Below are 26,382 nucleotides of genomic sequence, written 5' to 3' on the forward strand. Positions count from 1 at the left end.
GGGCTCTTCGGGCGCGGGACCGGCGGGGCGGTGGGGTGGTTGTGTGGTCCGTGAAAGTGCGGGCGACCATGTCGTCCCCTTCTGTAGGTCGAAAGTTTCGAGCATGTTTCCGAATGGCTGCGCAGACCCTACGGCTGGCTCAATAGGGCGTCAACGGGCTGTGCCGCAACGGATTTGGGATGGCTCAAGATGGTCGGCTCACCTCGTGTGTCTCACCAGTGCCCTTGCCCGATGGCGATTTCGTGCCTAGATTCCGCAGAACAATCGTCCTGCGACGCGAATGTTTCGAAGAAGATGAATCGTGTCGGCCTGACGAGTTCCGCCTGTGTGTCGGTCAGGGTCGACGCATGATCACGAGCACACGCGGCGCCGTACGCCGTCCCGCCGCCGTCCTGGCGGCCTCACTTCTCCTTGTCGGCTGCGGCGCCGGAGCGGCGTCGACGACGGACCGCGAACCGGGCGCGAACACGACGAGGGCGGGCGCGGCCAGGCCGGCTCCCGCCCCCCGGATCTCCCTGGACGTGGCGCCACGACAACTGCCGGGCCTGGGCTCCGGGACGTGGGCCGAGATCCCGCCGAAGACGAGTCAGGTGCTCGTGGTCACGGGCCGCGGGCGGAACTCCCCCCTGTCCACCGCGGTGTTGCACGAGCGCACGGCGTCCGGCTGGCACGGCGGACCGGGTTGGCCCGCGCACAACGCACTCAAGGGCTGGACCGACCGCCACCGGGCCGGCGATCTCCGCTCACCCGTCGGCGTGTACGCGCTCACGGACGCGGGCGGCCTGCTCCCCGATCCCGGCACCCGGCTCCCGTACGACCACTCCGGTGGATTCGCCATCGACGGGACGGGTTCCGGGGGCGAGCCCCTGGCCGGCTCGTTCGACTACGTCCTCGCCATCAACTACAACCGCGAGCCCGGCACCACGCCACTGGACTGGACGCGGCCTCTCGGAGTGGGCCGCGGCGGCGGCATCTGGCTCCACGTCGACCACGGCGGTCCCACCCAGGGCTGTGTCACGCTGCGCGAGAACCACATGAAGGCCCTGCTGCGAGCCGTGCGCCCCGACCGCCGTCCGGTGGTGGTCATGGGTGACGCGGCCGCGCTGAGACGCTGAGCTGAAGGGACTCCCCGCCGCCGGTTGGGTGGTGGTCCGGATACCAGGAGCCGTGGTCCTGCCCACAGGAGAGATCTGGTTGCTCCGGCACCTCTGGCGCACTGTGGACCCATGGACACCACTCAGCAGCCGGAGGTCAGTATCCGTGTGACGCCTCTGCGCCGCCTCAGCGGAGGCACGTACGTGCCTCGCGGCAGTCGAGCAGTTCCCGCACAGGCAGTTCCTGCACAGGCAGTTCCCGCACAGGCCAACGAAATCCTGTGCGCCCGGCGCCCCGGAGTGTCGGCGCCACGCGTGGCCGGGCCCCGCAGCACCGAACAAGACGGCGGCTGTCCAACGCCGGTGGGCGTTGGACAGCCGCCGTCTTCTCCTGTGCCCCAACCGGGCTTCCGCGTCCGGCCGCCCGGGCAGAGGCCGGGCTCCGGACCGTCGTGGCGGGTCAGTCCGCCGCCCGGTTCGAGCCGGCCAGCGGCCGTACGTCGGGTCGCGTACGGGGCTTTGCCGAGGCCAGGAGCGTGACCAGTGCCGTCAGGGCCGCCAGCGCGGCGAGTACGGCCGTGAGACCGGCGAGCCACGGCGGCGCGAGGGTCAGATCCAGGGCCCGGGACAGACCGGGCGACTGGATGCGGCCTTCCAGGAGCTGGGCGACGGCGAGTGCCGCCGGAACCACGATCCCCAGGGCGAGCACCGGCAGCGTGCTCCGGCGGAACAGTGCCAGACCCGCCAGGCCGCACAGACCGCAGGCGACGGCGATGAACCCGAACGCGTTGACGGAGGCGCCGTCCCGGTGCGGCGGGAAGTGCACCAGAGCGCACACCACGAGCATCAGGGCCGCGGCCCACAGCGGCCAGGCAGGAGAGTCACCGTGCTTCGCCGTCCGGCCACGGCGTGCCCGGGCCGTCCGGCCGATGGCGACCGTGCCGCCCTCGGCGATGAGCCGGTCCTCGTAGGGGGATCCATGCTTGGAGGAGGCCGTGCGAGCTTCGGCGTCGGCCGGATTCGCCCCTGCCAGTGTCGATGACTTCGACGGCTTCCGGTCCTCGCGTACGCCCCGTTTCTGGGCCATACGGCCGATCAGTTCCACGAGTTCCTCGACCGGCCGGCTGGCGGCGGCCGCCCGCACCGCGGCCTCCCCGCAGTGAGGTTCCAGCGTGGGCTGGTGCAGCAGTGCCATCAGCCTGGTGACGTCCTCCACGGGCCGGGCCTCGGCTGCCGCGCGGATCGCCTCGTCGGCGCTGTCGGCGTTCCTCGGCGGCCGGGTCAACAGGGCCACCAGCCGGCTCACGTCCTCCACGGACCGGTCCGTGCCGACCGCCCGCAGTGCGTCGACCGTGGCCCTCGCGTACTCAGGTGACTGCTCCAGCAGCTCGATGAGCTGGATCACCTCCTCCAAGGACCGGTCGGCCACGGCGGCGTGCACCAGTCCGTCGACCGGGTTGAGGTACGCGGGGTCGGCCTCTTCGGCCGGGCCGGAGTGCGACTCGTCCACCGCGTCGACCGTGGCCGGGTACCGCTGGTCGGCCTCTTCGGGCGGGTCGGGGTACGTGGGGTCCGGCTCGTCGGCCGGCTCGTCGGCCGGCTCGGCGTACCGGCGATCGACTTCGTCGGCCGGGCCCGCGTAGCGGTGCTCGCCCCGTTCGCCCCTCTTGCCCCGTTCGCCCCTCTCGGCCGGACCGGTGTAGCGGTGGTCGGCCCTCTCGGCCCTCTCGGCCCTCTCGGCCCTCTCGGCGCGGTCGGCGTACCGGTGGTCGGTCTCGTCGGCCGGGGCGGCGTACCGGTGTTCAGCCCTGCGCGGTGCCCTCTCCGGCGCCTCGTCCGGCGGCGTGTGCCAGGGGGCGGAGACGGGTGGTGGCGGCATGGGCGCGTCGACCACGTTCTCGGGAGATATGCCAGGTCGATCGGAGTCGAAAGGCGAACGGGTTGTCATACTCGGCTCCCTACGAAGGGTGCAGTCGCTGTCGTGGCCCGGACGCGCGGCCCGAGAGTTGCTGTTCGACCCTTTCTAAGCGCCCGCGCCGGACACCGCCAACGGGATGAGGCACCCGTGTGAACGTGGGCCGGAGCCGGACCCGCCCGGGTGTCAGCCGTTGGGGCTGCCGTACAGCCACAGGCGCAGCAGACGACTGAGCCCCGGCATGATCACATACGTGAGCATGGGCACCAGCACCATCGGGAAGACAGCGGCGCGCAGCGGCAGAGGCCACGCGGCCATCTGGGGTGCCATCAGCCACTGGATGAGGAAGGCCATCGGATAGGCGCCCAGAAAGGTCACCACGACCATCTTCCAGCGTGGCGGGGGCTTGACCGCGGTGCCGGGGAGGCGGAACCAGCTTTCCATGCCGGTGGTCGACTGGCGTTCGGCACGGACCTCGGTGGCGATGCCCTCGATACGCGCGTGCCACTCCGCCCGCTCCGGCGAGGTCAGCCAGTCGGTGAGCCGCTGCGGATCGGAGAAGCGGAGCACCGCGTGGAACCGGAGCCCGGGCTCCGGTCGCAGCCAGGACACCCCCTCGCTGCCCGGGAACCGGGTGACGCAGTCGGCGACGCCTTGGGTCCACTCCTCGAATTCGGCTTCACGGCCGGGGCGTACCTGCCAGGTGAAGACCGAGGTGACGGGTTCGGTGTACGGGACCTGCGTGGTGCTCATGCCCTGACGAGTTCCATGTGCCGAACGGGTCATGCACAGGCCGGTCAGAGGGTTCGGATTCAGCCGTCGGGGTGCAGGCTGCGGGGTTCAGCCGTCGTGGTTCAGGCGTCCACGTCGTGGACGCCCGGGGTCACTATCTCGTCCAGTGCCCTGCGCACGGCCTCATAGGTGTGTCCGCGCAGCTCGGCGTCGCGTGAGCCGTCCGGATCGCCGATCTTGAGCTCTTCGCTCCGCGCCTTCCACGTCCGCTCCTCCTGACCGGCCCAGGAGCGGGCCCGCTGGATACGGCGCAGGAGTTCGTCGGAGTCCACCACATCGGTCATGGGACACGGGTACCCGCACAAGCCCTTCCGACGAGTCGGTATCCGTGCCGAGTCTGTGAACGCTGTGCGGACGTGACCTGGAGAGGGCCGGGGCTATGGCTTACGGCCCACTCCGCCGTAGGCGTCCACCACGGAGGCGGGGGAGTCCGGACGCCACTGGGTGACCTGGGCGACGCCGGGTTCGACCAGATCCAACCCTTCGAAGAAGCCGGCGATCTCCTCGACACCGCGCACGTGGTAGGGGACGGCTCCGCTGGAGTTGTACGCCTCCGAGGCGGCGATCATGCCCTCGCTGGTGGCCGTGCTGTCGCTGATCACCAGGTAACTCCCCGACGGCAGGCCGGACATGAGACGGGCGACCAGCTTCCGGGCCTGGTCGTGATCGGCGACATGGCCGAGCGTGTTGAGGATCATCAGGGCGACGGGCCGGGACAGGTCCAGCGTGTCCGCCGCCGCGTCGAGGATGGCCTCGGGGTCGTACAGGTCGGCGTCGATGTACGCCGTCCGGCCCTCGGGCGTGCTGGTGAGCAGTGCGCGCGCGTGGGCGAGCACCAGCGGGTCGTTGTCGACGTACACGATCCGTGCGTCCGGGGCCACGCGCTGGGCCACCTCGTGGGTGTTGTCCGCGGTCGGCAGCCCGGTGCCGATGTCGAGAAACTGCCGGATGCCCTGCTCTTCGGCGAGATACCGGACCGCGCGCCCGAGGAAGTGACGGCTCGTGCGCGCCACGTCGGCCAGGCCGGGGAAGATCTCCTTGATGTGGTCGCCGATCTCGCGGTCCACCTCGTAGTGGTCCTTGCCGCCCACGAAGTAGTTCCAGAAACGCGCGGAGTGCGGCTTGTCCGTGTCGATCCGGGCCCGGATGTCGGCAGCGGCGGCGAGCTGGGGTTCCTGGTCCGTCAAGGGAGCGCCTCCTGGAGAACGTGTTCGGTCATCGTCCGCCAACCTAGTCGAACAGCGCGGCCGAACGCCCGTGTACGGGCAGGTCAACAGGGGTCCACTGGGCGGTTTTTGGCCACTTGTGGGTGAGCGTGAGCCTTCGCGAGGGTGGTGTCAGTCGAGGATGTGCCGGAGATAGGCCTGCGGTTCGGCGAGGTAGCGGCGCCAGTGGTCGACCAGCGCCAGCTCCTGCCAGGCCACCCGCCGCATGCCGTGGTCACCGACCTCGATGATGTCCGCTCCCGGCAGCGCGGTCAGCAGGGGGGAGTGCGTGGCGCAGACGACCTGCCCACCTTGCTTCACCAGTTGGTCGAGGTGGCCGAGCAGTTCGAGGCACGAACCGAACGAGAGCGCGGCCTCCGGCTCGTCGAGTACGTACAGTCCGGGCTGGTGGAACTTCCCACGGAACGCCGCGAGGAACCCCTCGCCGTGACTGACCGAGTTCGGCGCGAAGCCTTCCCGGTCCAGTGCGTCCATGGCTGTCTCGGCCCGTAGGAAGAACCCCTTGCGGGCCGACCAGCTGCCGAGCATCCGGCGCCCGCGCGCCGCGGCGTCGAAGCGGATCCGCTCGCCCAGCACCGACTTGGGCCGGGAACTCGCGTACCGCCAGTCGTGGGAGCCGCCGTAGGAATCGAGCCCGAAGCCCTCGGCCAGTGCCTCGACCAGCGTCGACTTGCCCGAGCCGTTCTCACCCACGACGAAGGTCACGGGCGCGGTGAACCGTATTCCGTCCGCCAGCAGCCCGCGCACGCAGGGCACGGACCAGGGCCACGCCTCTTCGTCGTACGAAGCCACATGTGCGTACGCGCGTTCGATTATCATGCGTCGAGTATGCCGCCGGCTAGCGCTCGGCCTTCTTGTCCAGGTCCTCGTCCTTGTCCTTGTCCTTGATACGGGCCGTTTCCTTCCGGACCTCGGCCTGGGTCGCGCGCTCCTTCCGGAGCCACTCCGGCGAGTCGTTCTTCAACGCCTCGATCTGCTCCGTGGTGAGGGCATCGGTCACTCCGCCGCGCGCGAGTCCCGAGATGGAGACGCCGAGCTTCGCCGCGACCACCGGCCGGGGGTGGGGGCCGCTGCGCCGCAGCTCCTGCAGCCACTCGGGCGGATCGGCCTGGAGGGCGGTGAGCTCGGAACGCGAGACGACACCTTCCTGGAACTCGGCGGGTGTGGCTTCGAGGTACACACCCAGCTTCTTCGCCGCGGTCGCGGGCTTCATCGTCTGGGTGTTCTGGTGCGACGTCATGATGCCCAGGGTATCGAGCATGTGAACCAGCGCCGACCACGACGGGTAACCTGGCCAGGTGACAGGCTCGGAAGAATCCCCTTCGTTCCGGCTCGCGTATGTCCCGGGAGCGACGCCCAGCAAGTGGGTGCGGATCTGGCACGAGCGGCTGCCCGACGTCCCCCTGACTCTCCTCGCGGTGTCCGCCGCCGAAGCCTTCGACGTACTGCGGGGCCGTGGCGCCGACGCGGGCCTCGTCCGGCTGCCGGTCGACGGTACGGATCTCAGCGCGATCCCTCTCTACGCCGAGACGAGCGTGGTCGTCGTCCCGAAGGACCACGTGGTGGCCGCGGTGGACGAGGTGACCGCCGAGGACCTGGCGGACGACGTCGTGCTGCATCCCCTCGACGACACCCTCGACTGGGAGCGGCTGCCGGGCCGCCCCGCGATCGAGCGCCCCGCCACGACGGCCGACGCGGTCGAACTGGTGGCGGCGGGGGTGGGACTCCTCGTCGTTCCGCAGTCGGTCGCCCGCCTCCACCACCGCAAGGACCTCACGTACCGGCCGGTCACGGACGCCCCCGAGTCGCGTATCGCCCTGTCGTGGCCGCAGGACAGGACCACGGACCTGGTGGAGGACTTCATCGGGATCGTCCGGGGCCGCACCGCCAACAGCTCCCGGGGCCGCTCGCAGCCTCCCGCCCAGCCGAAGGCGGCAGGCTCCGACAAGGGCACCGCCCGGCGGAAGCCTGCCGCGGGCAAGAGCACCGGCAAGAGCACAGGCAAGACCACCGGCAAGAGCCCCCGGACGGGCTCCGGCACCTCCAAGGGAGCCAAGGGAGCCAAGGGCGGCAAGCCTCGCCGTCGCCCGTAGACCCGGCCACCGGGGCGCTACGGACCGTGCGGGACCTCGTCCGTGTCGCGGACGAGGCCGGCGACGTGGTCCGTGATCGTGGCGAGGATGTCCGCCCACGCCGAGTCGTCGCCGAGAACGAGGAAATTGAGGGTCAGTCCGTCGGTCATGGCGGCCAGATAGCGGGCCAGTACCGGGACGGGTACGCGCAGCGCGAAGTCCATGTCGCGGCTGAGCTGCTCGACGAGCTCGGCGTAGGTTTCGGAGTACAGCTCGTACTGCCGTCGGGCCAGGTGCTCGAAACCCGGCCGGCGCAGGGCGTACTGCGTCAGCTCATAGGTGAGCATGTGCTCGCCCGGGTGGGCGGACACATGGTTCCAGTACGCCTGGAAACCGGCCGCGACGGTCTCCCGCAGGGTGGCCTTCGGCCGGATCGCCTCACGCACCACCGTGGCGGAGTGACTCGTGATCGTCTCGATGACGGACGCGATCAGGGCCTGCTTGGAGTCGAAGCAGTAGTGGAAGACGCTCAGTGACACGCCCGCCTCGGCCGCGATGGACCGGGTCGTCGTCCTGGAGACGCCGTCCCGGGTCATCGCGCGAATGGCCGCTTCGGTGAGCTGACGGCGCCGCTCGGCCGACGGCATCCGTGCCATGGGGCCCCTTCCGTCCGGCGGGCGTGTCGTTGCCGGGCTGGTCCTGGCGCGTGTCAGGTGCTGTGGACGCCCACCTCGTACAGGGAGTATCCCCAGTCGGTGCCGCGATCCAGCCCGTGGACGCGTACATAGCGGGCGGGTACGCCGGAGAAGCGGGCCGTGTCCAGACCGCCGTCCCCGGTGGTGGTGGACCAGACGGACTGCCAGTCCGTGCCGTTGGTGGAGACCTCCACGCGGTACGACTTCGCGTAGGCGCGCTCCCAGCCGAGGGTGACGCGCTTGACCGTGCTGGTGGAGCCGAGGTCGATCCGCAGCCACTGGTCGTCGCTCCAGTCGCTGGCCCAGCGCGTGTCCGTGTCGCCGTCCACGGCGCGGCCGGGCGCGTAGCTCGTGAAGGGGTTCGACTCCGACGAACTCGCCGACGCGGACGCGCCCTTGGCGAGGTTCACCCCGGCCCTGTGCCCCTCGGACGCACCCCAGGTGTCCAGGTAGGACTCGGCGCCGCGGAACAGGTCGTCCACGACCTCCTGCCCCGCGACCACCCGGATGTCCTCGATCCAGTCCGGTACGAGACCGTAGTGGGCGGCGCCGTCGGTGTTGATGTCCCAGGTGCGTTGCCCGGTGGTCTGCCGGTCGATCACGGAGGTGCCGTCGGTGCTGCGGAACGGGTACCGCACGGGGTTCGAGGAGTCCGCGCCGCGCGGGGCGGGCCAGCCGCCGACGCCGTTCATGTCGGTGCCGTAGCCGTAACCCACGTCGTACTGGTCGCGCAGGGCCTTCGTCCGCGCGGCCTCCGCGCCGAACTGCTCGGAGCCGTGCATGTACTGGGCGATGAAGCCGCCGAGACGATAGACCCGCTCGGTCCAGTTCAGGTCCATCCAGCTGTGCGAGGACACCACCCCGGGGTAGGACTCCGCCTCGAAGAGATCGAGGGCCCGACCGGTGGCCTTGACGCTCATGTGGTCGATCTCAAGCATCATCTTGCGCTTCATCAGCCCGCGGACGGCGTACTCGCCGAGACCGGTGAGCCCGCGTTTGTTGCACTGCGCGTCCTCGTCGTACGACGGGACGTCGACGCCCGCCGGCAGTTCCTTCTCCGCGCCCGGCGCCGCGGCACCCCCGATGGGGTTGTCGTGCTGCGGGCCCGTGCACTTCTCCGTCTGCCAGAAGGTGCCCGTCGACAGGAACTGGCCGACGTTGATCGCCGTACCGAGGCCGCCCTCATCGAAACGGACTCCGCACAGGGCGTTGTCGAACTTGTGGCACAGGAACATGCTGCGCACGCCGAGGTCGTACAACTCGTCCAGTCCGGCGTCGATGTCGGCCTTGTCGCACTGCGCGATGTCCAGGACCTGTTTGCAGCCGAACGGCTCGGACGTCTCGACGCCCAGGACTACGGCGAGTTTGCCCTGCTCGGCGACCTGCCGGGCCTGTGCGCTGTCGGTGACGATCCTGAACCAGCCCTTGCCGGGACCGCCGTACATCGCGTCGATGTAGTCCTGCATGTCGTACGTCAGCTTCGCCTGCAGCCGGATCGAGGTCATCTCGTCGCAGCTGCGGTCCTTGAAGGGGTAGACGGAGCAGATCACGCCGTTGGTGACCAGGTCGTTGACGAGTACGCGCTGGCCGCCGCGCCAGGCCCGTTCGACCCACGCGTAGTAGTTCTGCTGATGCGTCAGCGAGTCGTGGGCGGGCCAGTCCTTGAACGTGGGCCAGCCATCGGGATCGTGCTTGCCGTCACCGCCGTTGGTGATGAAGTCGAAGATCGCCAGGGAGCCGTCCGGGTAGTGCTCGGGACAGTCCTTGAGCGCGTCGGCGACCCCCGCCTCGGAGAAGGCCTTGCCGCAGATGAGGCGGCCGCCGAAGGCCTCGTTGGCCATGATGTGGTTGTGCGCGTCGACGAACCCGCGCACCTCTCCCTGAGAGTTCGTGCCCTTGAAGGGCTCCCCGGTGACGTTGATCCGGGAGTCCGGTGCGGGCCGGGCGGTCGGGTTCCACCACTCCGGGCCGGCCGCGGAACTGGGCGTGGGACCGAGCGCCATGGCCATCATGACGAGCAGCAGCGACAGGACCGTGAGGGGCCTGCGCCGATGGAGAGGCAGTCGGGTCATGGTCATCACCCAGGTCTTCGGTCGGCGGACGATACTTGTCATGACTCGTGCAAACGCTGGGACGAGAATCCCGACTGCCGCCAGGAGAGTCAAGGGTCCGGGACGGTTGACCTGATGGCCCTTCGTGCCTTCCGGTCAGTTGGTCAAGCACTCATTTACGGCGCGCTGTCCGACGTGGTCCGGCCGGCCACGGGTGCCTCCGCCGATCAACAACCGGCCTGACACGGGCGGGACCAGGATGGTAGAAGCAGGGCATGACCACTTGTTCCACCCGCACTCGCACCAGCACCCGCACCCGCACCAGCACCGACTCCGCCACCACCGGCACCTTCTCCCCGGCCGGCGCACGATGACCGCGGGCGTCGGCATCGACACCCCCGACCGCAGGGGCCGTACCGGACTCGACCGGGTCGGCCTGGACCTGACGGGGAACCCCCGGGTCAAGGTGCGGGACGTGACACTGCTGTCCTGCCACTGGTACGTGGAGCGCACCACGACCTTCGACCTCCAGCTCGCCGACGGCACCTGGTCCACCCAGGAGCGCGAGACGCACGACCGCGGCAACGGCGCCACGATCCTGCTGTACGACACCGAACGCGAAACCGTGTTGCTGACCCGGCAGTTCCGCTATCCCGTGTACGTCAACGGACACCCCGACGGCATGCTCGTCGAGACACCGGGCGGCCTGCTGGACGAGGACGACGAACACCCCGAGGCCGCTGTACGCCGCGAGGCCGTCGAGGAGACCGGGCACACGGTCGGCGAGGTCCAGCGGGTCTTCGACGTCTACATGAGCCCGGGCTCGGTCACCGAGCGCGTGACCTTCTACGCCGCCTCCTACGGACCGGCCACCCGCACCCACGAGGGCGGCGGACTGGACGAGGAGGGCGAGGACATCGAGACCGTCGAACTGCCCTTCCGCCAGGCCCTTGGCATGATCCGCACCGGCGAGATCGCCGACGCGAAGACCATCATGCTGTTGCAGTGGGCGGCGTTGGAAGGGCCGTTCAGCGGAGCAGCAGCTGGACGAGGGCGAGAGTCCCGATCGTCACGATGAGGGTGCGCAGGACCGCGGGGCTGAAGCGGCGGCCGACCGAGGCTCCGAGCTGCCCGCCCAGCGCGGAACCGACGGCGATCAGTGCGACGGCCGTCCAGTCGAAGTCCGCGACGAAGAGGAAGAAGGTCGCGGCGACGGTGTTGACGACGGCGACGAGAACGTTCTTGACGGCGGTGAGGCGTTGCATCGTCTCGTCCAGGAGCACCCCCATCAGCGACATGTAGATGATTCCCTGCGCCGCCGCGAAGTAGCCGCCGTAGACGCTGGCGAGGGTGAGGCCGATGAACAACAGCGGGCCCCCGTCGCTACGGGCGGGGGCAGGGGCGTGATCGAGGGCGCCGACGGGATCACGGGCGGAACCACCGGCGGGAGCATCGGCGGATTCGGCGGTGGTTGCCGGTGTGCGGCGGCGGCGCATGCGCTTGGTGATCAGCGGCTGGAACGCGACCAGGACGAGAGCCAGGCCCACCACGACCGGCACGATCTTCTCGAACGCCGTCGCGGGGAGGGCCAGCAGGAGCACGGCGCCCGTGAAGCCGCCCAGCAGGGCGCCGACGCTCAGTTTGAGGATGCGCCGCCGCTGACCGCGGAGCTCCGCCCGGTAGCCGAGGGCTCCGCTGACGGCGCCGGGAACCAGGCCGAGCGCGTTGGAGACCGTGGCGGTGACGGGCGACAGACCGGTGGCGAGCAGCACGGGAAAGGTGATCAGGGTCCCGGAGCCGACGACGGTGTTGACGGCGCCCGCGCCCACCCCCGCGGCGAACACGGCGACGGCCTCCACCGGCGTCACGCGGCGCCTCGCCGCGCACCGCCGCCGCGCCGGTCCGGGAACGGCCGGGCGGCGGCGGTGCGTCGCGGGTGACGGGTCACTCGAATCGTGAGGTGTCGCCGGCTCCCTTGCGGACGATCTCCGCCTCACCGCTGGAGAAGTCGATGACCGTCGTCGGCTCGGTGCCGCAGTCTCCGGAGTCGACCACCGCGTCGACGGAGTGGTCGAGCCGCTCCTTGATCTCCCAGCCCTGGGTCATCGGCTCGTCCTCGTCGGGCAGGAGGAGCGTGCTGGACAGGAGCGGCTCGCCCAGCTCGGTGAGCAGTGCCTGGGCGACCGTGTGGTCGGGGATGCGGACTCCGACCGTCTTCTTCTTCGGATGGAGCAGCTTGCGCGGGACTTCCCGGGTCGCGGGAAGGATGAAGGTGTAACTGCCGGGCGTGGACGCCTTGATGGCACGGAACACGTCGTTGTCGATCTGCACGAACTGGCCGAGCTGCGCGAAGTTCTGGCATACGAGCGTGAAGTGGTGACGGTCGTCGAGCCGGCGGATGGAGCGGATCCGGTCGATGCCGTCACGACTGCCCAGCTGGCATCCCAGCGCGAAACAGGAGTCCGTGGGATACACCACGAGCGCACCCGCACGGATGGAGTCGGCGACCTGGGTGATGGTCCGCGCTTGAGGATTGTCGGGATGAACGTCGAAGTACTTTGCCACCCGACGAGCTTATGCCTCTGTGCCGCTGCCGCCGACGCGGGCCCGCTGCAAAACGCGGGGCGCCGGTGAGAACAGGGCTCTCACCGGCGCCGGCAGCCCTTGGGCGTGTTTCGAAAGTCCCGTCTGCCCGGCGGCGTCATGCACGCACTCTCGGCGCACCGGACGCAGACCCAAGTACATCCAGTACGAGGGTCTACGCCCGGCACGCCGAGAGCACGCACCTGACGCCGCCGGGCCCGCCCTCCGGGCGGACGACGCTACTTTCGAAACACGCCCTAGGCCGAGGTCAGTCTCTGAGCCGGTCGATCTGGCGGATCTTGTTGGTGGCGTCGAGCGCGGCGACCTTGTAGGACTCCGCGAGCGTCGGGTAGTTGAAGACGGCGTCGACCAGATAGTCGACCGTGCCGCCGCAGCCCATCACCGACTGCCCGATGTGGATCAGCTCGGTGGCGCCCGTACCGAAGCAGTGCACGCCGAGCAGTTTGCGGTCGTCGGGGGAGACGAGCAGCTTGAGCATGCCGTGCGAGTCGCCGATGATCTGGCCCCGGGCCAGTTCGCGGTAGCGGGAGACGCCGACCTCGAACGGCACGCGGTCCTCGGTGAGCTGATCCTCGGTCTTCCCGATGAAACTGATCTCCGGGATGGTGTAGATGCCGATCGGCTGAAGGTCGTGCATCCGGTTCACCGGCTCGCCGCACGCGTGGTACGCGGCCGTACGCCCCTGTTCCATCGAGGTCGCCGCCAGCGCCGGGAAGCCGATGACGTCGCCGACGGCGTAGATGTGCGGCACCTCGGTGCGGTAGTGCTCGTCGACCTTGATCCGGCCGCGCCGGTCGGCGGACAGGCCGGCCTTGTCGAGGTCCAGGCCGTCGGTGAGGCCCTGCCGGCCCGCGGAGTACATCACGGTGTCCGCCGGGATCTTCTTGCCGCTCTCCAGGAGGGTGAGCGTGCCCCGGGAGTGGCGCTCGACCGCGGCGACCGTCTCGCCGAAGCGGAAGGTGACGGCCAGGTCCCTGAGGTGGTACTTGAGCGACTCGATCACCTCGACGTCGCAGAAGTCGAGCATGCCGGGACGCTGTTCGACCACGGTGATCTTGCTGCCGAGGGCGGCGAACATGGAGGCGTACTCCATGCCGATCACGCCGGCCCCGACGATGACCATGGAGCGGGGTACCTTCTCCAGGTTGAGAACGTTGTCGGAGTCGAGGATCGTCTGCTCGTCGAACTCGACGGTCGCGGGCCTGGCCGGCCTGGTTCCGGTCGCGATGACGATGGTGTCCGCGCTCAACAGCTTCTCGTTGCCGGTCACTTCGCGCAGGGCGACGGTGTGGTCGTCCACGAAGCGGCCGGTGCCCGCGAACAGGGAGACCTGGTTGCGGGAGAGCTGATTGCGGATGACGTCGACCTCGCGGCTGACCACGTGCTGGGTGCGCGCGGTCAGGTCGCCGATGGTGATGTCCTCCTTCAGCCGGTAGCTCTGGCCGTACAGGTCCCGCTGGGTGAGACCGGTGAGATAGAGGACCGCCTCGCGCAGGGTCTTGGAGGGGATGGTCCCGGTGTGGATGGAGACCCCTCCGACCATGTCGGGGCGGTCGACGACGGCGACCCGGCGGCCGAGCTTGGCCGCGGCGATGGCGGCCTTCTGGCCGCCGGGGCCGGATCCGATGACAAGCAAGTCGTAGTCGCGCACTTCCGAAGTCTGTCAGTCGGCGCTGTCGCCCGAAAGGGTGAACAGGTGACAGTTGGCCCCGCGGACGGGAAGAGGGCCGGCCCGGAAACCCGTACCGGGCGGGTTTCCGGGCGGGTGGCTCAGCACTCCACCGAACGCGCGACGCGGAACCCCACGTCGTCGACCTGGTAGCTCGGGTGGCTGCGGCGCCGCGCGGAGGCCCGGCAGCTCCAGTGCTCGTCGAACCAGCCGCCGCCGCGCAGAACCCGGTAGGTGCCGTAGACCTCGGCGTCGTAGACGTCCCAGCACCAGTCCCAGACGTTGCCCAGCATGTCGTGCAGGCCCCAGGAATTGGGCCGCTTGCCGCCCACGTCGTGGACGCGCTCCTCGGAGTTGTCGCGGTACCAGGCGATCTCGTCGAGCGGTCCGTAACGCGGTCCCGGTGTACCGGCACGGCAGCCGTGCTCCCACTCGGCCTCGGTGGGCAGCCGGTAGCCGTCGGCGGTCGTGTCCCAGTCGATGCCCTCCCCTTCGGCGGGGATGAAGTAGGCGGGGGTGAGTCCCTCGCGCCGCGACAGCGCGTTGCAGAACCGGACCGCGTCCCACCACGAGACGCCCTCGACGGGTAGTTCGTCCCCGTCGGCGCTGCTCGGTCGCAGCCCCGTGACCCGCGCGTACAGCGCCTGCGTGACCGGGAAGGACCCGAGCCGGTAGGGCGCGAGTTCGACCGTCCAACTGCGCTGCGTCCGCCGATCCGACAGCGTGACCTGCCCAGGCGGGACTGCGATCATCTCGTACACCGATCGTGTGTCCATGAGCAGGCAATCCTACTGATGATCCGGTGGGCGATCCGCTCGTGTCCGCACGTACCGCGCGGTTATGCCACGATCATTCGGTCACATTTGCCCAAGTGCCGTGCTCGGCGGAACGGGCCATGGCGTCCAGCGCGGCCGCGCTGTGGACGGCGTCCTCCAGAGTGGCTCCGTACGGGGTGCCCTCGGTGATGGAGCGCAGGAAGTTGTACGCCTCGATGACCTTCAGATCGTCGTAACCCATGCTGTTGGCCGAGCCCGGCTGGAAGGCGGCGTACTCGCCGTGCCCCGGGCCGACGTACAGGGTGCTGACCGGCTGGTCCTGGAACGACGTGCCGCGGCTGACACCCAGTTCACCCATACGACGGAAATCCCAGGAGACCGCGCCCTTGGTGCCGTGGATCTCGAAGCCGTAGTTGTTCTGTTCGCCGACCGAGACCCGGCAGGCCTCCAGGACGCCGCGGGCGCCGGAGGCGAAGCGCAGCAGGCAGGACACGTAGTCCTCGTTCTCCACCGGCCCCAACTCACCGCCCGCGGAACGGGTGTGGCCGGCGGTGGCGCCGGTGGGCCGGGCCCGCTCCGGGACGAAGACGGCCGTGTCGGCGGTCAGCGACGCGATCTCGCCCAGCAGGAAACGGGCCAGGTCCACGCCGTGCGAGGCGAGGTCGCCCAGTACTCCGCTGCCGCCGCGCTCACGCTCGTACCGCCAGGTCAGAGCGGACTCGGGGTGGGCGGCGTAATCGCTGAAGAGGCGGATACGGACATGCGTGACGGTGCCGATCTCCCCGGCGGCCACGAGTTCGCGTGCGGCCGCGACGGCGGGCGCATTGCGGTAGTTGAAGCCGACCGCGCCCTGGACGCCCGCTGTGGCGACGGCGCCCGCGACGGCCCGTGCGTCCTGGGCGGTGAGGCCGACCGGCTTCTCGATCCACAGGTGCTTGCCCGCCTCGGCCATGGCGACACCGATCTCGCGGTGCAGGAAGTTCGGGGCGGCGACGCTCACGGCCTGGACCCGGGGATCGGCGGCGACCTCACGCCAGTCCCGGGCCGCCGTGGCGAACCCGTACTGCGCGGCGGCCTCTTCGGCCCGGCCGGGAACCTCGTCGGCGACGGCGATCAGTTCGGGTCGTACGGACAGCTGCGGGAAGTGGTGCGGCACGCGTGCGTACGCCTGGGTGTGCACCCGCCCCATCCAGCCGAACCCCACGACGGCGACGCCGAGCGTACTCCCCATAACTGTTCCTCTTCGGATCGGTTCCAGCCCGGTTCCAGATCGGCTCTTGAGCGGCTTCGGATCGCTGTTGGGCCAGCTTTGGGTCAGCTTTGGGTCAGCTTTGGGTCAGCTTTGGAGCGGTCCATAGTCGTTCTGGATCACATTGAAGTCCGTCACAGCAGGTGTCAACCCCTTTGACTTCGGAGTGAGACGTGTGGAACGGTCCATTTCATGAGACCGCCGACGATCCGCGATGTCGCCGAACGGGCCGGAGTGTCGAAATCCCTGGTCTCGCTCGTGCTGCGCGGCTCCGACCGGGTGCGCCCCGAGAAGCGGCAGGCCGTCCTGGCCGCCGTCGAGCAGCTCGGCTACCGGCCCAACGCCGCCGCGCGCAGCCTCAGCGAGCGCCGCGCCCACCCCGAGGCTCTCGACCACGCCCGGTCGGGAGGCGCCCCGCTGGTGGGCGTGCTCCTGAACGACATGCGCAACCCCTGGTTCGTGGAACTGCTGGACGGCCTCAACTCCCTGCTGGATGCCCGCGGCCTGCATATGCTGCTGGCCGACGGCCACCTGAACCGACGGCTGGGTGAGGACCTCACCCGCACGTTCACGGACCTGCGGGTCGACGGCCTCATCGCGGTCGGAACACTGACCGGTCCCGAGATGCTGCGGGCGGCGGCCGGGCGGCTGCCGACCGTCGTCGCGGGCGCCCGTGAGCCGGTACTGCCCCGGGCGGACATCGTCGCCAACGACGACGAGCACGGTGCCCGTCTCGCCACCGAACACCTCATCGGGCTCGGTCACCGGCACATCGCCCACATCGCCGGTCAGGGCATGGTCGGCGAGCTGCGCCGGCGCAGCTTCGAAACCGTCATGCGCGACCACGGACTGGCCGGCACGGCCGTCGTGGAGCAGGGCGACCTCACCGAGGAGGGCGGTTACCGGGCCACGGTCCGGCTGCTCAGCGCCCCCCGACGGCCCACCGCCGTGTTCGCCTTCAACGACATCGCCTGCGTCGGCGCGCTGTCCGCCGCCGGGGAACTCGGTCTCCAGGTGCCCCGGGACCTCTCCCTCGTCGGCTACGACAACACTTATCTCGCCCGGCTGCGCCACCTCTGGCTCACCACCGTGGACAGCGCGGGCCACGACGTCGGCCGCCGCGCCGCGCAGTGCCTGCTCGACCGGATCGCCGACCCCGCCCGCCCCGGCCAGGTCCTCCTCAGCCCGCCCGCCCTCGTGGTGCGGGGCACGACCGCTGCGCCCCCGCGGACCGCTGTCCACCAGCGGCCGACCTGACCGTACGACCCACGCGGAATCCCCGACGGTCATCCAGCGCGGTCAGCGCGGTCGGTACGCGGTCGCCACCGGGCCGGGCCGCGTCGGCGCCGCGCGCCAGGGCGAACTCCGCGAACCGGCCGCCGCCTGCCCTGGCGGTGACGAGTTCACGGATCCGCTTCCTGGGGCATGCCCTCCTGGGCCATGTCCTCCGGACCCAGAAGGGCCTCCTGCGGGACCGGCCCGACGCCGCCGGTGTCGGTGGCGCGGGCGTCGGTGGCGCGGGCGTCGGCCGGCCGGCGTGCGGAGAGTTCGGCGACAGCCGCGGACAGTTGCTGCCGCACGGGTTCGGGCAGTGACTCGCCCCGGACGGCGGCCACCGTTCCCTCGGCGAGATGGCGCAACTTGATGTTGGCGTTCTGAGAGACCGTGACCAATACGCTCCATGCGTCCTCGGGGCTCAGCCCGAAGGTTGCCATCAGCACTCCGCGGGCCAGGTCGATGACCGGCCGTGTCTGCATGGCGCGCTTCAACTGGACGACTTCGAGGCGAAGATCCTGCTCGGCATCGGCATCAGCGTCGGTGTCGACGGCGTCGATGGCGGTGTCGGACAACGGACTTTCCTCCGTGGGGCTGTGCGCCGCGCCGGGGCGCGGATTCTGATTCCGGAGAGCGGTGTCAGGGTCGGCGTCGCCTGTGGACGCGAACAGCGACGACGTCTGCGAGAGGGTGAGCAGCCGCTCGATGGCGGGGCTCGCCGACCGGACGACGACCGTCTTGCCCTCCGATGCCGCGCGCCGATGGATGAGCAACAGGGCGTTGAGGCCTGAGCAATCGCAGAAGTCGACCCCGGACAATTCGAGATCGACGCCGCGGGCCGATTCGGACAAGGCCTTGTTCAGGGACAGCTGCAGCTCCGGGCAGGTGTCCATGTCGATCTCGCCGACCGCCGTGACGGTCGTCCGCCCGTCGGCCGAGTGTGTTTCGACCTTCAAGAGCGTCTGCGGGTGGCCCCTCGCGGGGCTGGGCGACGCCGCACAGAGCGTGATGTTCCCACCCACGACGTGGGAAGTAAGCACTGGTTCCGACATGGCAGCCGCTCCCCGGGCATCCACCGTCACTGTCCCCTCCAGATTCGGCTCTGTATCTTCACACGTCAAGGGATACATGAAAATTATTTCACCCTTTGAGTTGCGTGAATGACAAGTCGTATGCTGTGGACCATGGGTGGAGTACCTGAGACACATTCCGGCTGGACGTTCCTGACGAATCATGCCCGGGTGCTGGCTGCGATCGACGAGAACCCGAACACCCGCATCCGGGACATCGCAGCGCGCTGTCGGCTGACCGAGCGTGCTGTGCAGAAGATCATTTCCGATCTGGAGGAGGGCGGCTATCTCACCCACACCCGGCAGGGGCGCACCAATGAGTACCGCATCCAGCCGGGGACGATCCTGCGCCACCCGGCCGACGCCGGACTGTCGGTCTCGGGTCTGCTGTCGGTGCTGGCCCGGCACGACGCCGAGCGCGACGCCGAGCGCGACGCGAGTCCTCAGTGGCTGCAGCCGGCCTCCGTCCGCGAGCAGAGTCCCCCGGCCGGTCAGTGACGTCGGTGGCGTGGCCCGCAGCCCGCAGCCCGCAGCCCGCAGTCCGCGGCACCGACAGCGGTGGCGTGCGTGTGCGGACGGGTCCGCGTCCTGTGTGCGGAGGGGGACGCGTCCATGCGTGGTTCCACCCGTACGGGGGACCGGCGGGGCCACACATCGACCGCAGGAGTGACTCCCGTCCCGTGACGCGCCGGGCGCTTCGCCCGGCGAGCAGGGGGAACCCGGGGCCGCATGACTGGTGACGCGGGCGATCAGACGTCGTACTGGATCGGAACGGCACCCCCGGGAGACCTTCACCCGCCCCCGGCCGGCGACATCACGGTGGATGTCGCCGTGATCGGAGCGGGTATCGCCGGGCTCAGCACCGCCCTGGAGCTGGCCCGCGCCGGACGGAGCGTGGCCGTACTGGAGGCGGACCGGATCGCCACGGGCGTCACGGGGCACACCACCGCCAAACTGAGCGCCCTGCACACCCTCGTCTACGAACGACTGCGGCGTACCCGGGGCATCAAGGCCGCGAAGCTGTACGGGCGATCCCAGTCCGAGGCGATCCGCCACGCGGCCGCGCTCGTGGACGAACTGGACATCGACTGCGACTGGGAGGACACGGACGCCTTCACCTACACCCAGGATCCCGAGCGGGTCGGGGAACTGAAGGCCGAGGCCGACGCCGCCCGTGCGGCCGGACTGCACGCCGAGTACGTGACCGGGTCCGGAACAGATCTGCCGTTCCCCGTCACGGGCGCCGTCCGGGTGAGGGAGCAGGCCCAGTTCCATCCACGGAAGTACCTGCTGGCAGTCACCGACGACCTGCTCCGGCACGGCGCCCGGATCCATGAGCACACCAGGGTGATCGGACTGAAGGAGGGTGAACCGTGCCGACTCACCACCGAGGCGGGGCCGACAGTCACCGCCACGGACGTCGTGGTCGCAACGCACTACCCGATCTTCGACCGTGCGCTGCTGTTCACCCGGCTCTCGCCGCGCCGCGAACTCGTGCTGACCGCCCCCGTCGCGGCCGGCCTGGCTCCGCACGGCATGTACATCACCACGGAGCACGGCACCCGCTCGCTGCGTACCGCTCCGTACGCGGACGGGCAACGGCTGCTCATCGTCACCGGGGAGCACTTCACCCCGGGCGCGGCCGACGTGGAGGAACGGTTCGGGCGGCTCGCCGACTGGGCCACGGAACACTTCGGAACGCTCGACTTCACGCACCGCTGGGCCACACAGGACAACGACTCCACCGACTCCGTGCCGTTGGTCGGCCCGTTCCACGCGGGCAGCCGGCACACCTATGTCGCGACCGGGTTCGGCGGGTGGGGGGTGAGCGGCGGCATCATGGCGGGCCGGCTCCTGTCGGACCTGATCACCGGTCAGAGTCCGCCGTGGAGCGAGCTGTACGACCCCCGGCGGGTGCGCGCGGCTGTGCGTGAGGCGCCGGCCTTCCTCAAGCACCAGGCGCAGGTCGCCCGGCACTTCGTCGGCGACCGGCTGCCGCCCACGTCGGGCTCGGCGGACGATCTCGCCCCGGGCGAGGGTGCGCTCGTCCGTATCGACGGCCATCGCTGCGCCGCCTACCGCGACGACGACGGAGAGCTCCACGCCGTCTCGGCCCGCTGTACGCACCTGGGCTGCCTGGTCGCCTTCAACCGCGCGGAACGGGCCTGGGAGTGCCCCTGCCACGGCTCCCGGTTCGACCCGGACGGCCAGATCCTCCAGGGGCCCGCGACCCGGCCGCTCGAACGACGTACCGTGCCCGGCCCGGACCCGGTGGCGGACGACACGGCGGCGGACGACGGGTCCACGGAGCGCCCCTGAGACGGAACGACCGGGTTTTCGGGCGCCGCTGCGGGGGACCCGGTTAGGTAACCGACAAAAGGTAGCAAGATCACGCAGACCCGGACCCGTGCGGGACGGGTCGCAGAAGGAATGTGAGGAGTCGTGACCGCGTACGCAAGTACTCAGGACACCATGCGCCGCCCCGAGACCGGCTGGGCGCTGGCCCGCCGCAGCCGGGACAGCGGCGTACGTATCTGCCTGCCGGCGATAGCCGACAGGGACACACGCCGTACTTCGGCGGAGCCGGAGGGGAACATCGTCAGGGGCGAGGACTGAGCGGCGTGGCGTCCATGGCCGAGTGATCGACTGGTGAGGCCGGGAGCACGGCGCTAATGTCGTTTGAGCGGCCGCCTGCGTGCAGGCGTCGCCAGGACACAGGGCCATCCCATGACGGGCGCACACGCGACACCTTCCGACACTGCCAAGTCCCCGGAGCGGGGCCGCGGCAGCGGAATCGCACTCCTCGTCATCGCCTCGTGCCAGCTGATGGTGGTCCTCGACATCACCATCGTGAACATCGCCCTCCCGCACATCCAGAGCTCGCTCGGTTTCTCGACCGAGAACCTGTCGTGGGTGGTCAACGCCTACACACTGACCTTCGGCGGTCTGCTCCTGCTCGGCGGCCGACTGGGCGACATCCTCGGCCGCCGCAAGGTCTTCGTCTTCGGCGTTCTGCTCTTCGTGCTGGCCTCTCTGCTCGGCGGACTCTCCCAGGAGTCCTGGCAGTTGCTCACGGCTCGCTCGCTGCAGGGCGTCGGCGGGGCCATCGCTTCTCCGACGGCCCTCTCACTGATCACCACGACGTTCCGCGAAGGACCCGAGCGCAACAGGGCGTTCGGCGTGTTCGCCGCGGTCTCGGCCGGCGGCAGCGCGATCGGGTTGCTCGCGGGCGGCCTGCTCGTGGAGTGGCTCGACTGGCGCTGGGTCCTGTATGTCAACATCCCCATCGGCCTGCTGATCGCGCTGGCGACACCCCGCTACATCCGGGAGTCCGAACGCATGCCGGGCCACTTCGACATCCTCGGCGCGCTCACCTCCACGGCGGGCATGGTGCTGCTCGTCTACGGGTTCATCCGCGCCTCGGAGGAGGGCTGGAGCGACGGGCCGACCCTCGGGGCCTTCGCGGCCGCCGTCGTGTTCCTCGCCGCGTTCATCTTCGTCGAGCGCAGGTCGAAGCAGCCCATCACCCCCCTGTGGATGTTCCGGGACCGCAACCGTGCGGGCGTCTACGTGATCATGCTGTGCCTGGCCGCGGCGATGTTCGGCATGTTCTTCTTCCTGACGCTCTTCGTGCAGAACGTCCTCGGCTTCAGCCCACTGCGGGCGGGCCTCGCCTTCCTGCCGATCAGCGCCATCATCGCGGTGGGCGCCGGTATCGCCTCGCAGTTGCTGCCCAGGTGGGGCCCCAAACCGTTCATGACGGTGGGCGCGATCCTGTCGGCCGCCGGACTCGGCTGGCTGACCCTGACCGAGGTCGACAGCACGTACGCGGGCAGCATTCTCGGGCCCATGCTGGTCTTCGGCTTCGGCATGGGGCTGAACTTCGTGTCGCTGACACTGATGGCGGTGTCGGGCGTGGCGCCGCAGGAAGCGGGAGCCGCCTCCGGAATCCTCAACGCCACCCAGCAGGTGGGTGGTTCGCTCGGCTTGTCCGTGCTGGTCACCGTCTTCGGCACGGCCAGTCGCAACGAAGCAGGCGACCAGGTCCGCCGGTTCATGGCGGAGGCGACCCCCGCCCAGCGCCTGGAGTTCCGCAGGACCGGCACGCTCCCGTCGCCGTGGAGCGACCAGGTGCTGACCTCGGGCATTTCGAGCTCGTTCATCGTCGCCGCCGTCTTCGCCGTCGTGGCGGCCCTGGTGGCCCTGCTCGTCATCCAGGTACGCCCCGACGACCTGGAGCGTCTCCAGGGAAACGGCGAACCGTAGAGGCTGTTTCCGTTCGTTCCGTTCGTTCGGTTCGGTCCGTTCGGTTCATCCGGCCTGTTCGGTTCAGGGCAGCGGCTGTTCGGCCCAGATGACCTTGCCCCCCAGGGTGTAGCGGGTGCCCCAGCGCTCGGTGAGCTGCGCGACGAGGAACAGACCGCGTCCGCCCTCGTCCGTCGTCGCCGCGTACCGCAGGTGCGGTGAGGTGCTGCTGCCGTCGAAGACCTCGCAGATCAGAGAGCGGTCGAACAGCATGCGGACCTGGATGGGGCCGTTGCCGTACCGGATCGCGTTGGTGACCAGCTCGCTGAGGATCAGCTCCGTCGTGAACGCCATGTCCTCCAGGCCCCACTCCGTCAGCTGCCGGGTGACCGAGGCGCGCACCTCGCCGACGGCTGCCGGGTCGGACGGCACCTGCCACTCGGCGACGCGGTCGGGATCGAGCGCACGGGTGCCCGCGACGATCAGGGCGATGTCGTCGCTCGGGCGGGGCGGGAGCAGGGCGTCGAGAACGGCCTGGCAGGTGGCCTCCGGCGACCGCTCGGCACCGGCGAGGGCGGTCCGCAGAAGTTCGAGGCCGACGTCGATGTCCCGTTCCCGGTCCTCGACGAGCCCGTCCGTGTAGAGAACCAGCCTGCTGCCCTCCTCCAGCGTGAGTTCGGCCGTCTCGAAGGGGAGGCCGCCGAGACCGAGCGGCGGCCCGGCCGGCACCTCCGGGAACTCGACAACGCCGTCCGGGCGGATCACCGCGGGCGGCGGATGGCCGGCGCGGGCGACGGTGCACCGCCGGGAGGTCGGGTCGTAGACGGCGTACAGGCAGGTGGCGCCGGTGACGGCGGCGCTGCTGTCGTCCGTCATCTCGTCCTGGTCGATACGGCCGACGAGCTCGTCGAGGAGACTCAGCAGCTCGTCGGGCGGCAGGTCCAGCGAGGAGAAGTTGTGGACCGCGGTACGCAGCCGTCCCATCGTGGCCGCCGCGTGCAGTCCGTGGCCCACGACGTCACCCACGACCAGCGCGACCCGGGCGCCGGACAGCGGCAGCACGTCGAACCAGTCGCCGCCCACCCCCGCCTGGGCGGGCAGGTAGCGGTAGGCGATGTCCAGGGCGCTCTGCTCGGGCAGGTTGCGGGGCAGCAGACTGCGCTGCAGGGTCACGGCCATGGTGTGCTCGCGCGTGTAGCGGCGGGCGTTGTCGATGGAGACCGCGGCCCGTGCGACCAGTTCCTCGGCGAGGGCCAGCTCCTCCGCGTCGAACGGCTCGGGCCTCTGCGAGCGCCAGAAGTTCGCCACGCCCATCACCAGGTGCCCCGCCCGCAGCGGGACCGTGATCAGCGAATGGATTCCGTACTCCACGACCTGCGCGGTACGCACGAGGTCCTGGGCGAGCCAGCCGTGAGCCTCCTTGAGGTCGGGCGCGATCACGGCCTCGCCGGTGCCGAGGCTGTGTGCCTGTGGTGTGGAGGCGATGAATCCGATCCGCTCGCCCACCTGATACAGGGGAGAGTCCTTCCGGATACCGCTGAACGCCGTACGGCGCAGCGAGGTACCCGCGTCCGGTTCCTCCCCGCTCAGCACGGCCTCGGCCAGATCCACCGTGGCGAAGTCCGCGAAGCGCGGGACGGCCACTTCCGCCAGCTCCTCGGCGGTACGGGTCACGTCCAGGGTCGTGCCGATGCCCACCCCTGCGTCGTACAGGAGCTTGAGGTGCTCCCGGGCCACCTCGGCCCTGCCGGACAGCGCACGCAGCTCGGTCGAGTCGCGGAGCGTCGCGACACTGCCGGCCGGGCCGCCCTTGAGGTCCGTGGGCCGTTGGTTGACGGCCAGCAGCCGGTCACCGACCAGGTGCACCTCGTCCGTGACGAACCGCCCCGAGGCCAGCAGGCCGGCGGTGCCCGTGTCGAGGCCCAGTTCGAGGACATGGCGCCCCTCGGCGTTCTCCGGGAGATCCAGCAGGCGATGGGCCTCGTCGTTGGCGAGCAGCAGCCGCCCCTCGCCGCCGACGATGAGCACTCCCTCCCGCACGGCGTGCAGCACAGCGTCGTGGTGCTCGTACATCCGGGTCATCTCGAACGGTCCCAGGCCGTGGGTCTGGCGCAGCAGCCGCCTGCTCACCAGCGCCGTCCCCGCCAGGGCGAGCGCGAGCGCGGCGGCCGCGGCGGTCAGCAGGAGCGGCAGCTGCCGGTCCCCGACGCCTCCCACGTTCTCGGTCGTGATGCCCGCCGACACCAGGCCCACGACCGAGCCGTCGTCGGCCTTCACCGGCACCACGGCCTGCACCAGCGGCCCGATGGTCCCCGTGATCTCCTCGGTGAAGGACTCGCCGGCCAGCGCGGGGCCGAGGGTCCCGACGAACTTCTTGCCGATCCGGTCCGGCTTGGGGTGGGTGTAGCGAACGCCGTCGGTGTTCATCACCACGACGAAGTCCACCTTGGACTGCACGCGGGCCGCCTCGGCGCGCGGCTGGAGTACCGCCGTGGGATCGGGGGCGCTCAACGCCGCGCGGGTGCCCGGAGCGTTGGCGAACGCCGCGGCGACGGCCAGGGAGCGATTCCGCGCCTCCCGTGTGCTGTCGTGGCGTACCTGCAGGACCAGCGCCACCACCGCGGCCACGACGAGCAGCAGCACGATCGCCACCTGCAGGACGAAAACCTGGCCCGCGAGGCTGCGTCTGCCCAGCGCCGACCGCGCACCCGCGGCCCCGTGCCGGGGCTCGCCTTCCTGCGCCCCCTGCCGACGCCGCGCGCGCAGGCCGTTGAGGCGGGGGGTCGACCGGGCCCAGGATCGACCCAAGAGTCGGACCATATGACCACTTCTACACTGCCGGAGCCCAGGAGGCGAGGGGCGCCTGTGGCGCGACGGGTGGTGGCTGGGCCTTCGACCTGGGGCGAAGGGCTACCGTCGGCGTGTGAGCACGATGCGGATCTTCCAGCCGGCCGAGCGTTTCTGGCGTTCCGGCCACCACTCTGCGCTTCTACGAAGGCGCGGGCCTCTTGCCGGCCGGCCGGTCGGACGTACGTCCGACCGGCGGATACCGGGTGTACGGCGAGGACGCGGTCGAGCGGCTGCCGGAGTCGCCCTGCTCACCCGACCTGTTCGGCCCGGCCGCCTGACCGCCCCCGCCTTCCCGCCCGCTTCCCCGTTCCGGAGAGAACCCGTCGTGCTCGTCGCCCGCTCCATCGCCCTGTTCGCTGTCGCCGCCCTGTTCGAGATCGGAGGCGCGTGGCTGGTCTGGCAGGGCATCCGTGAACACAGGGGCTGGGTCTGGATCGGCGCCGGTGTCATCGCCCTGGGCGTGTACGGGGTGGTGGCCACTTTCCAGAGCGACGACAACTTCGGCCGGATCCTCGCCGCGTACGGCGGGATCTTCGTCGCCGGGTCGATCGCGTGGGGCATGGTCGCCGACGGCTACCGTCCCGACCGCTTCGACGTCCTCGGCGCGCTGGTCTGCCTCGCGGGGATGGCGGTCATCATGTACGCCCCCCGCGGTCACTGAGGAGCCGTCCGACTCCCGCCAGGTTGACCGCTCGGCGGTCCAGGGAGGCCGGCGCCGGCACCGGCCGGCCGAGATCCGATGAGTTCGGGCCGGGTCCGGAGTCTGTTCCGGTGACCCTCGCAGCAGTGTCGTACGACG

The 26,382-nt window shown here is 70.2% G+C and carries 25 protein-coding genes; 10 read left to right on the plus strand and 15 right to left on the minus strand.

Annotated elements, in window-relative coordinates; all coding sequences use genetic code 11:
- Positions 1-347 precede the first annotated feature (347 nt).
- Positions 348-1,115, plus strand: a complete 768-nt coding sequence (locus AB0D14_RS23600; RefSeq protein ID WP_362782090.1) for a L,D-transpeptidase family protein — start codon at positions 348-350, stop codon at positions 1,113-1,115.
- 439 nt (positions 1,116-1,554) lie between these two features.
- Here the strand turns inward: AB0D14_RS23600 and AB0D14_RS23605 are convergent, their stop codons facing one another.
- From AB0D14_RS23605 to AB0D14_RS23630, 6 genes are all read right to left on the minus strand, one after another.
- The gene (locus AB0D14_RS23605; RefSeq protein ID WP_362782092.1) at positions 1,555-3,042 is read right to left on the minus strand and encodes a hypothetical protein; all 1,488 of its coding nucleotides are present in this window, start codon (positions 3,040-3,042) and stop codon (positions 1,555-1,557) included.
- 153 nt (positions 3,043-3,195) lie between these two features.
- Positions 3,196-3,762: an antibiotic biosynthesis monooxygenase gene (locus tag AB0D14_RS23610; protein WP_362782095.1), complete on the minus strand. Its 567-nt coding sequence runs from the start codon at positions 3,760-3,762 to the stop codon at positions 3,196-3,198.
- 101 nt (positions 3,763-3,863) lie between these two features.
- Positions 3,864-4,085 (minus strand): hypothetical protein, encoded by a 222-nt coding sequence (locus tag AB0D14_RS23615; RefSeq protein ID WP_362782098.1) that lies wholly within the window; start codon positions 4,083-4,085, stop codon positions 3,864-3,866.
- Between the two features lie 93 nt (positions 4,086-4,178).
- Entirely contained in the window at positions 4,179-4,988 is an 810-nt protein-coding gene (locus AB0D14_RS23620) for an SAM-dependent methyltransferase (protein WP_362782101.1), read from the minus strand.
- A gap of 150 nt (positions 4,989-5,138) precedes the next feature.
- Complete coding sequence (locus AB0D14_RS23625) at positions 5,139-5,846, minus strand: AAA family ATPase (RefSeq protein WP_362782104.1); 708 nt, start codon at positions 5,844-5,846, stop codon at positions 5,139-5,141.
- Positions 5,847-5,865: 19 nt separating this feature from the next.
- Complete coding sequence (locus AB0D14_RS23630; RefSeq protein WP_362782107.1) at positions 5,866-6,288, minus strand: DUF5997 family protein; 423 nt, start codon at positions 6,286-6,288, stop codon at positions 5,866-5,868.
- A 37-nt stretch (positions 6,289-6,325) separates the two neighbouring features.
- Between AB0D14_RS23630 and AB0D14_RS23635 the strand changes: the two genes are divergently transcribed.
- On the plus strand, positions 6,326-7,120 hold the full coding sequence (locus tag AB0D14_RS23635; protein WP_362782110.1) for a LysR substrate-binding domain-containing protein: 795 nt from the start codon (positions 6,326-6,328) through the stop codon (positions 7,118-7,120).
- A 17-nt stretch (positions 7,121-7,137) separates the two neighbouring features.
- On the opposite strand, the gene AB0D14_RS23640 is transcribed toward AB0D14_RS23635, so the two are convergent.
- Entirely contained in the window at positions 7,138-7,755 is a 618-nt protein-coding gene (locus AB0D14_RS23640) for a TetR/AcrR family transcriptional regulator (protein ID WP_362782113.1), read from the minus strand.
- A 53-nt stretch (positions 7,756-7,808) separates the two neighbouring features.
- The gene (locus tag AB0D14_RS23645; RefSeq protein ID WP_362782323.1) at positions 7,809-9,866 is read right to left on the minus strand and encodes a discoidin domain-containing protein; all 2,058 of its coding nucleotides are present in this window, start codon (positions 9,864-9,866) and stop codon (positions 7,809-7,811) included.
- A 349-nt stretch (positions 9,867-10,215) separates the two neighbouring features.
- On the opposite strand from AB0D14_RS23645, the gene AB0D14_RS23650 reads away from it, so the two are divergent.
- Entirely contained in the window at positions 10,216-10,923 is a 708-nt protein-coding gene (locus AB0D14_RS23650) for an NUDIX domain-containing protein (protein ID WP_362782116.1), read from the plus strand.
- Here the strand turns inward: AB0D14_RS23650 and AB0D14_RS23655 are convergent.
- The 5 genes from AB0D14_RS23655 to AB0D14_RS23675 form a co-directional block, all read right to left on the minus strand.
- On the minus strand, positions 10,874-11,713 hold the full coding sequence (locus AB0D14_RS23655; protein ID WP_362782118.1) for a sulfite exporter TauE/SafE family protein: 840 nt from the start codon (positions 11,711-11,713) through the stop codon (positions 10,874-10,876). The genes AB0D14_RS23650 and AB0D14_RS23655 overlap by 50 nt on opposite strands.
- Positions 11,714-11,789: 76 nt before the next feature.
- Positions 11,790-12,410, minus strand: a complete 621-nt coding sequence (locus AB0D14_RS23660; protein ID WP_362782121.1) for an L-threonylcarbamoyladenylate synthase — start codon at positions 12,408-12,410, stop codon at positions 11,790-11,792.
- A gap of 286 nt (positions 12,411-12,696) precedes the next feature.
- Positions 12,697-14,100 carry a Si-specific NAD(P)(+) transhydrogenase gene (sthA, locus tag AB0D14_RS23665; RefSeq protein ID WP_362782124.1) on the minus strand — a complete coding sequence of 468 codons (1,404 nt, stop codon included), beginning with the start codon at positions 14,098-14,100 and terminating at the stop codon, positions 12,697-12,699.
- A 119-nt stretch (positions 14,101-14,219) separates the two neighbouring features.
- Positions 14,220-14,894, minus strand: coding sequence for an SUMF1/EgtB/PvdO family nonheme iron enzyme (locus AB0D14_RS23670; protein WP_362782127.1), 675 nt, complete (start codon positions 14,892-14,894; stop codon positions 14,220-14,222).
- Between the two features lie 73 nt (positions 14,895-14,967).
- The gene (locus tag AB0D14_RS23675) at positions 14,968-16,125 is read right to left on the minus strand and encodes a Gfo/Idh/MocA family oxidoreductase (protein WP_362782130.1); all 1,158 of its coding nucleotides are present in this window, start codon (positions 16,123-16,125) and stop codon (positions 14,968-14,970) included.
- A gap of 210 nt (positions 16,126-16,335) precedes the next feature.
- Between AB0D14_RS23675 and AB0D14_RS23680 the strand changes: the two genes are divergently transcribed.
- On the plus strand, positions 16,336-17,400 hold the full coding sequence (locus tag AB0D14_RS23680; RefSeq protein ID WP_362782132.1) for a LacI family DNA-binding transcriptional regulator: 1,065 nt from the start codon (positions 16,336-16,338) through the stop codon (positions 17,398-17,400).
- Between the two features lie 146 nt (positions 17,401-17,546).
- Here the strand turns inward: AB0D14_RS23680 and AB0D14_RS23685 are convergent, their stop codons facing one another.
- Positions 17,547-18,374 (minus strand): ANTAR domain-containing protein, encoded by an 828-nt coding sequence (locus AB0D14_RS23685; protein ID WP_362782135.1) that lies wholly within the window; start codon positions 18,372-18,374, stop codon positions 17,547-17,549.
- A 228-nt stretch (positions 18,375-18,602) separates the two neighbouring features.
- Between AB0D14_RS23685 and AB0D14_RS23690 the strand changes: the two genes are divergently transcribed.
- The 4 genes from AB0D14_RS23690 to AB0D14_RS23705 all read left to right on the plus strand — a co-directional run bounded on the left by AB0D14_RS23690 (position 18,603) and on the right by AB0D14_RS23705 (position 22,754).
- Positions 18,603-18,986: a helix-turn-helix domain-containing protein gene (locus AB0D14_RS23690; protein ID WP_362782137.1), complete on the plus strand. Its 384-nt coding sequence runs from the start codon at positions 18,603-18,605 to the stop codon at positions 18,984-18,986.
- A 231-nt stretch (positions 18,987-19,217) separates the two neighbouring features.
- Positions 19,218-20,807, plus strand: a complete 1,590-nt coding sequence (locus tag AB0D14_RS23695) for an FAD-dependent oxidoreductase (RefSeq protein WP_362782138.1) — start codon at positions 19,218-19,220, stop codon at positions 20,805-20,807.
- 123 nt (positions 20,808-20,930) lie between these two features.
- Positions 20,931-21,104, plus strand: a complete 174-nt coding sequence (locus AB0D14_RS23700) for a hypothetical protein (protein ID WP_362782140.1) — start codon at positions 20,931-20,933, stop codon at positions 21,102-21,104.
- A 111-nt stretch (positions 21,105-21,215) separates the two neighbouring features.
- Positions 21,216-22,754, plus strand: coding sequence for an MFS transporter (locus AB0D14_RS23705; RefSeq protein ID WP_362782143.1), 1,539 nt, complete (start codon positions 21,216-21,218; stop codon positions 22,752-22,754).
- A 63-nt stretch (positions 22,755-22,817) separates the two neighbouring features.
- Here the strand turns inward: AB0D14_RS23705 and AB0D14_RS23710 are convergent, their stop codons facing one another.
- The gene (locus tag AB0D14_RS23710; protein ID WP_362782146.1) at positions 22,818-25,553 is read right to left on the minus strand and encodes a SpoIIE family protein phosphatase; all 2,736 of its coding nucleotides are present in this window, start codon (positions 25,551-25,553) and stop codon (positions 22,818-22,820) included.
- A gap of 161 nt (positions 25,554-25,714) precedes the next feature.
- Here AB0D14_RS23710 and AB0D14_RS23715 point away from each other — a divergent pair, with 161 nt between their 5' ends.
- Both AB0D14_RS23715 and AB0D14_RS23720 read left to right on the plus strand, forming a co-directional pair.
- Positions 25,715-25,861: a MerR family transcriptional regulator gene (locus AB0D14_RS23715; RefSeq protein WP_362782326.1), complete on the plus strand. Its 147-nt coding sequence runs from the start codon at positions 25,715-25,717 to the stop codon at positions 25,859-25,861.
- A gap of 47 nt (positions 25,862-25,908) precedes the next feature.
- Positions 25,909-26,244, plus strand: a complete 336-nt coding sequence (locus AB0D14_RS23720; RefSeq protein WP_362782148.1) for a YnfA family protein — start codon at positions 25,909-25,911, stop codon at positions 26,242-26,244.
- The last annotated feature ends 138 nt before the right edge of the window (positions 26,245-26,382 follow it).

Source organism: Streptomyces sp. NPDC048484 (genome assembly GCF_040651415.1).
GTDB lineage: Bacteria > Actinomycetota > Actinomycetes > Streptomycetales > Streptomycetaceae > Streptomyces.

Coding starts and splice junctions, on each gene's coding strand:
- AB0D14_RS23600 (WP_362782090.1), top strand. CDS start 348: ATGATCACGAGCACACGCGGCGCCGTACGCCGTCCCGCCGCCGTCCTG.
- AB0D14_RS23605 (WP_362782092.1), bottom strand. CDS start 3,042: ATGACAACCCGTTCGCCTTTCGACTCCGATCGACCTGGCATATCTCCC.
- AB0D14_RS23610 (WP_362782095.1), bottom strand. CDS start 3,762: ATGAGCACCACGCAGGTCCCGTACACCGAACCCGTCACCTCGGTCTTC.
- AB0D14_RS23615 (WP_362782098.1), bottom strand. CDS start 4,085: ATGACCGATGTGGTGGACTCCGACGAACTCCTGCGCCGTATCCAGCGG.
- AB0D14_RS23625 (WP_362782104.1), bottom strand. CDS start 5,846: ATGATAATCGAACGCGCGTACGCACATGTGGCTTCGTACGACGAAGAG.
- AB0D14_RS23630 (WP_362782107.1), bottom strand. CDS start 6,288: ATGCTCGATACCCTGGGCATCATGACGTCGCACCAGAACACCCAGACG.
- AB0D14_RS23640 (WP_362782113.1), bottom strand. CDS start 7,755: ATGGCACGGATGCCGTCGGCCGAGCGGCGCCGTCAGCTCACCGAAGCG.
- AB0D14_RS23645 (WP_362782323.1), bottom strand. CDS start 9,866: ATGACCCGACTGCCTCTCCATCGGCGCAGGCCCCTCACGGTCCTGTCG.
- AB0D14_RS23650 (WP_362782116.1), top strand. CDS start 10,216: ATGACCGCGGGCGTCGGCATCGACACCCCCGACCGCAGGGGCCGTACC.
- AB0D14_RS23670 (WP_362782127.1), bottom strand. CDS start 14,894: ATGGACACACGATCGGTGTACGAGATGATCGCAGTCCCGCCTGGGCAG.
- AB0D14_RS23675 (WP_362782130.1), bottom strand. CDS start 16,125: ATGGGGAGTACGCTCGGCGTCGCCGTCGTGGGGTTCGGCTGGATGGGG.
- AB0D14_RS23680 (WP_362782132.1), top strand. CDS start 16,336: ATGAGACCGCCGACGATCCGCGATGTCGCCGAACGGGCCGGAGTGTCG.
- AB0D14_RS23690 (WP_362782137.1), top strand. CDS start 18,603: ATGGGTGGAGTACCTGAGACACATTCCGGCTGGACGTTCCTGACGAAT.
- AB0D14_RS23695 (WP_362782138.1), top strand. CDS start 19,218: ATGACTGGTGACGCGGGCGATCAGACGTCGTACTGGATCGGAACGGCA.
- AB0D14_RS23705 (WP_362782143.1), top strand. CDS start 21,216: ATGACGGGCGCACACGCGACACCTTCCGACACTGCCAAGTCCCCGGAG.
- AB0D14_RS23710 (WP_362782146.1), bottom strand. CDS start 25,553: ATGGTCCGACTCTTGGGTCGATCCTGGGCCCGGTCGACCCCCCGCCTC.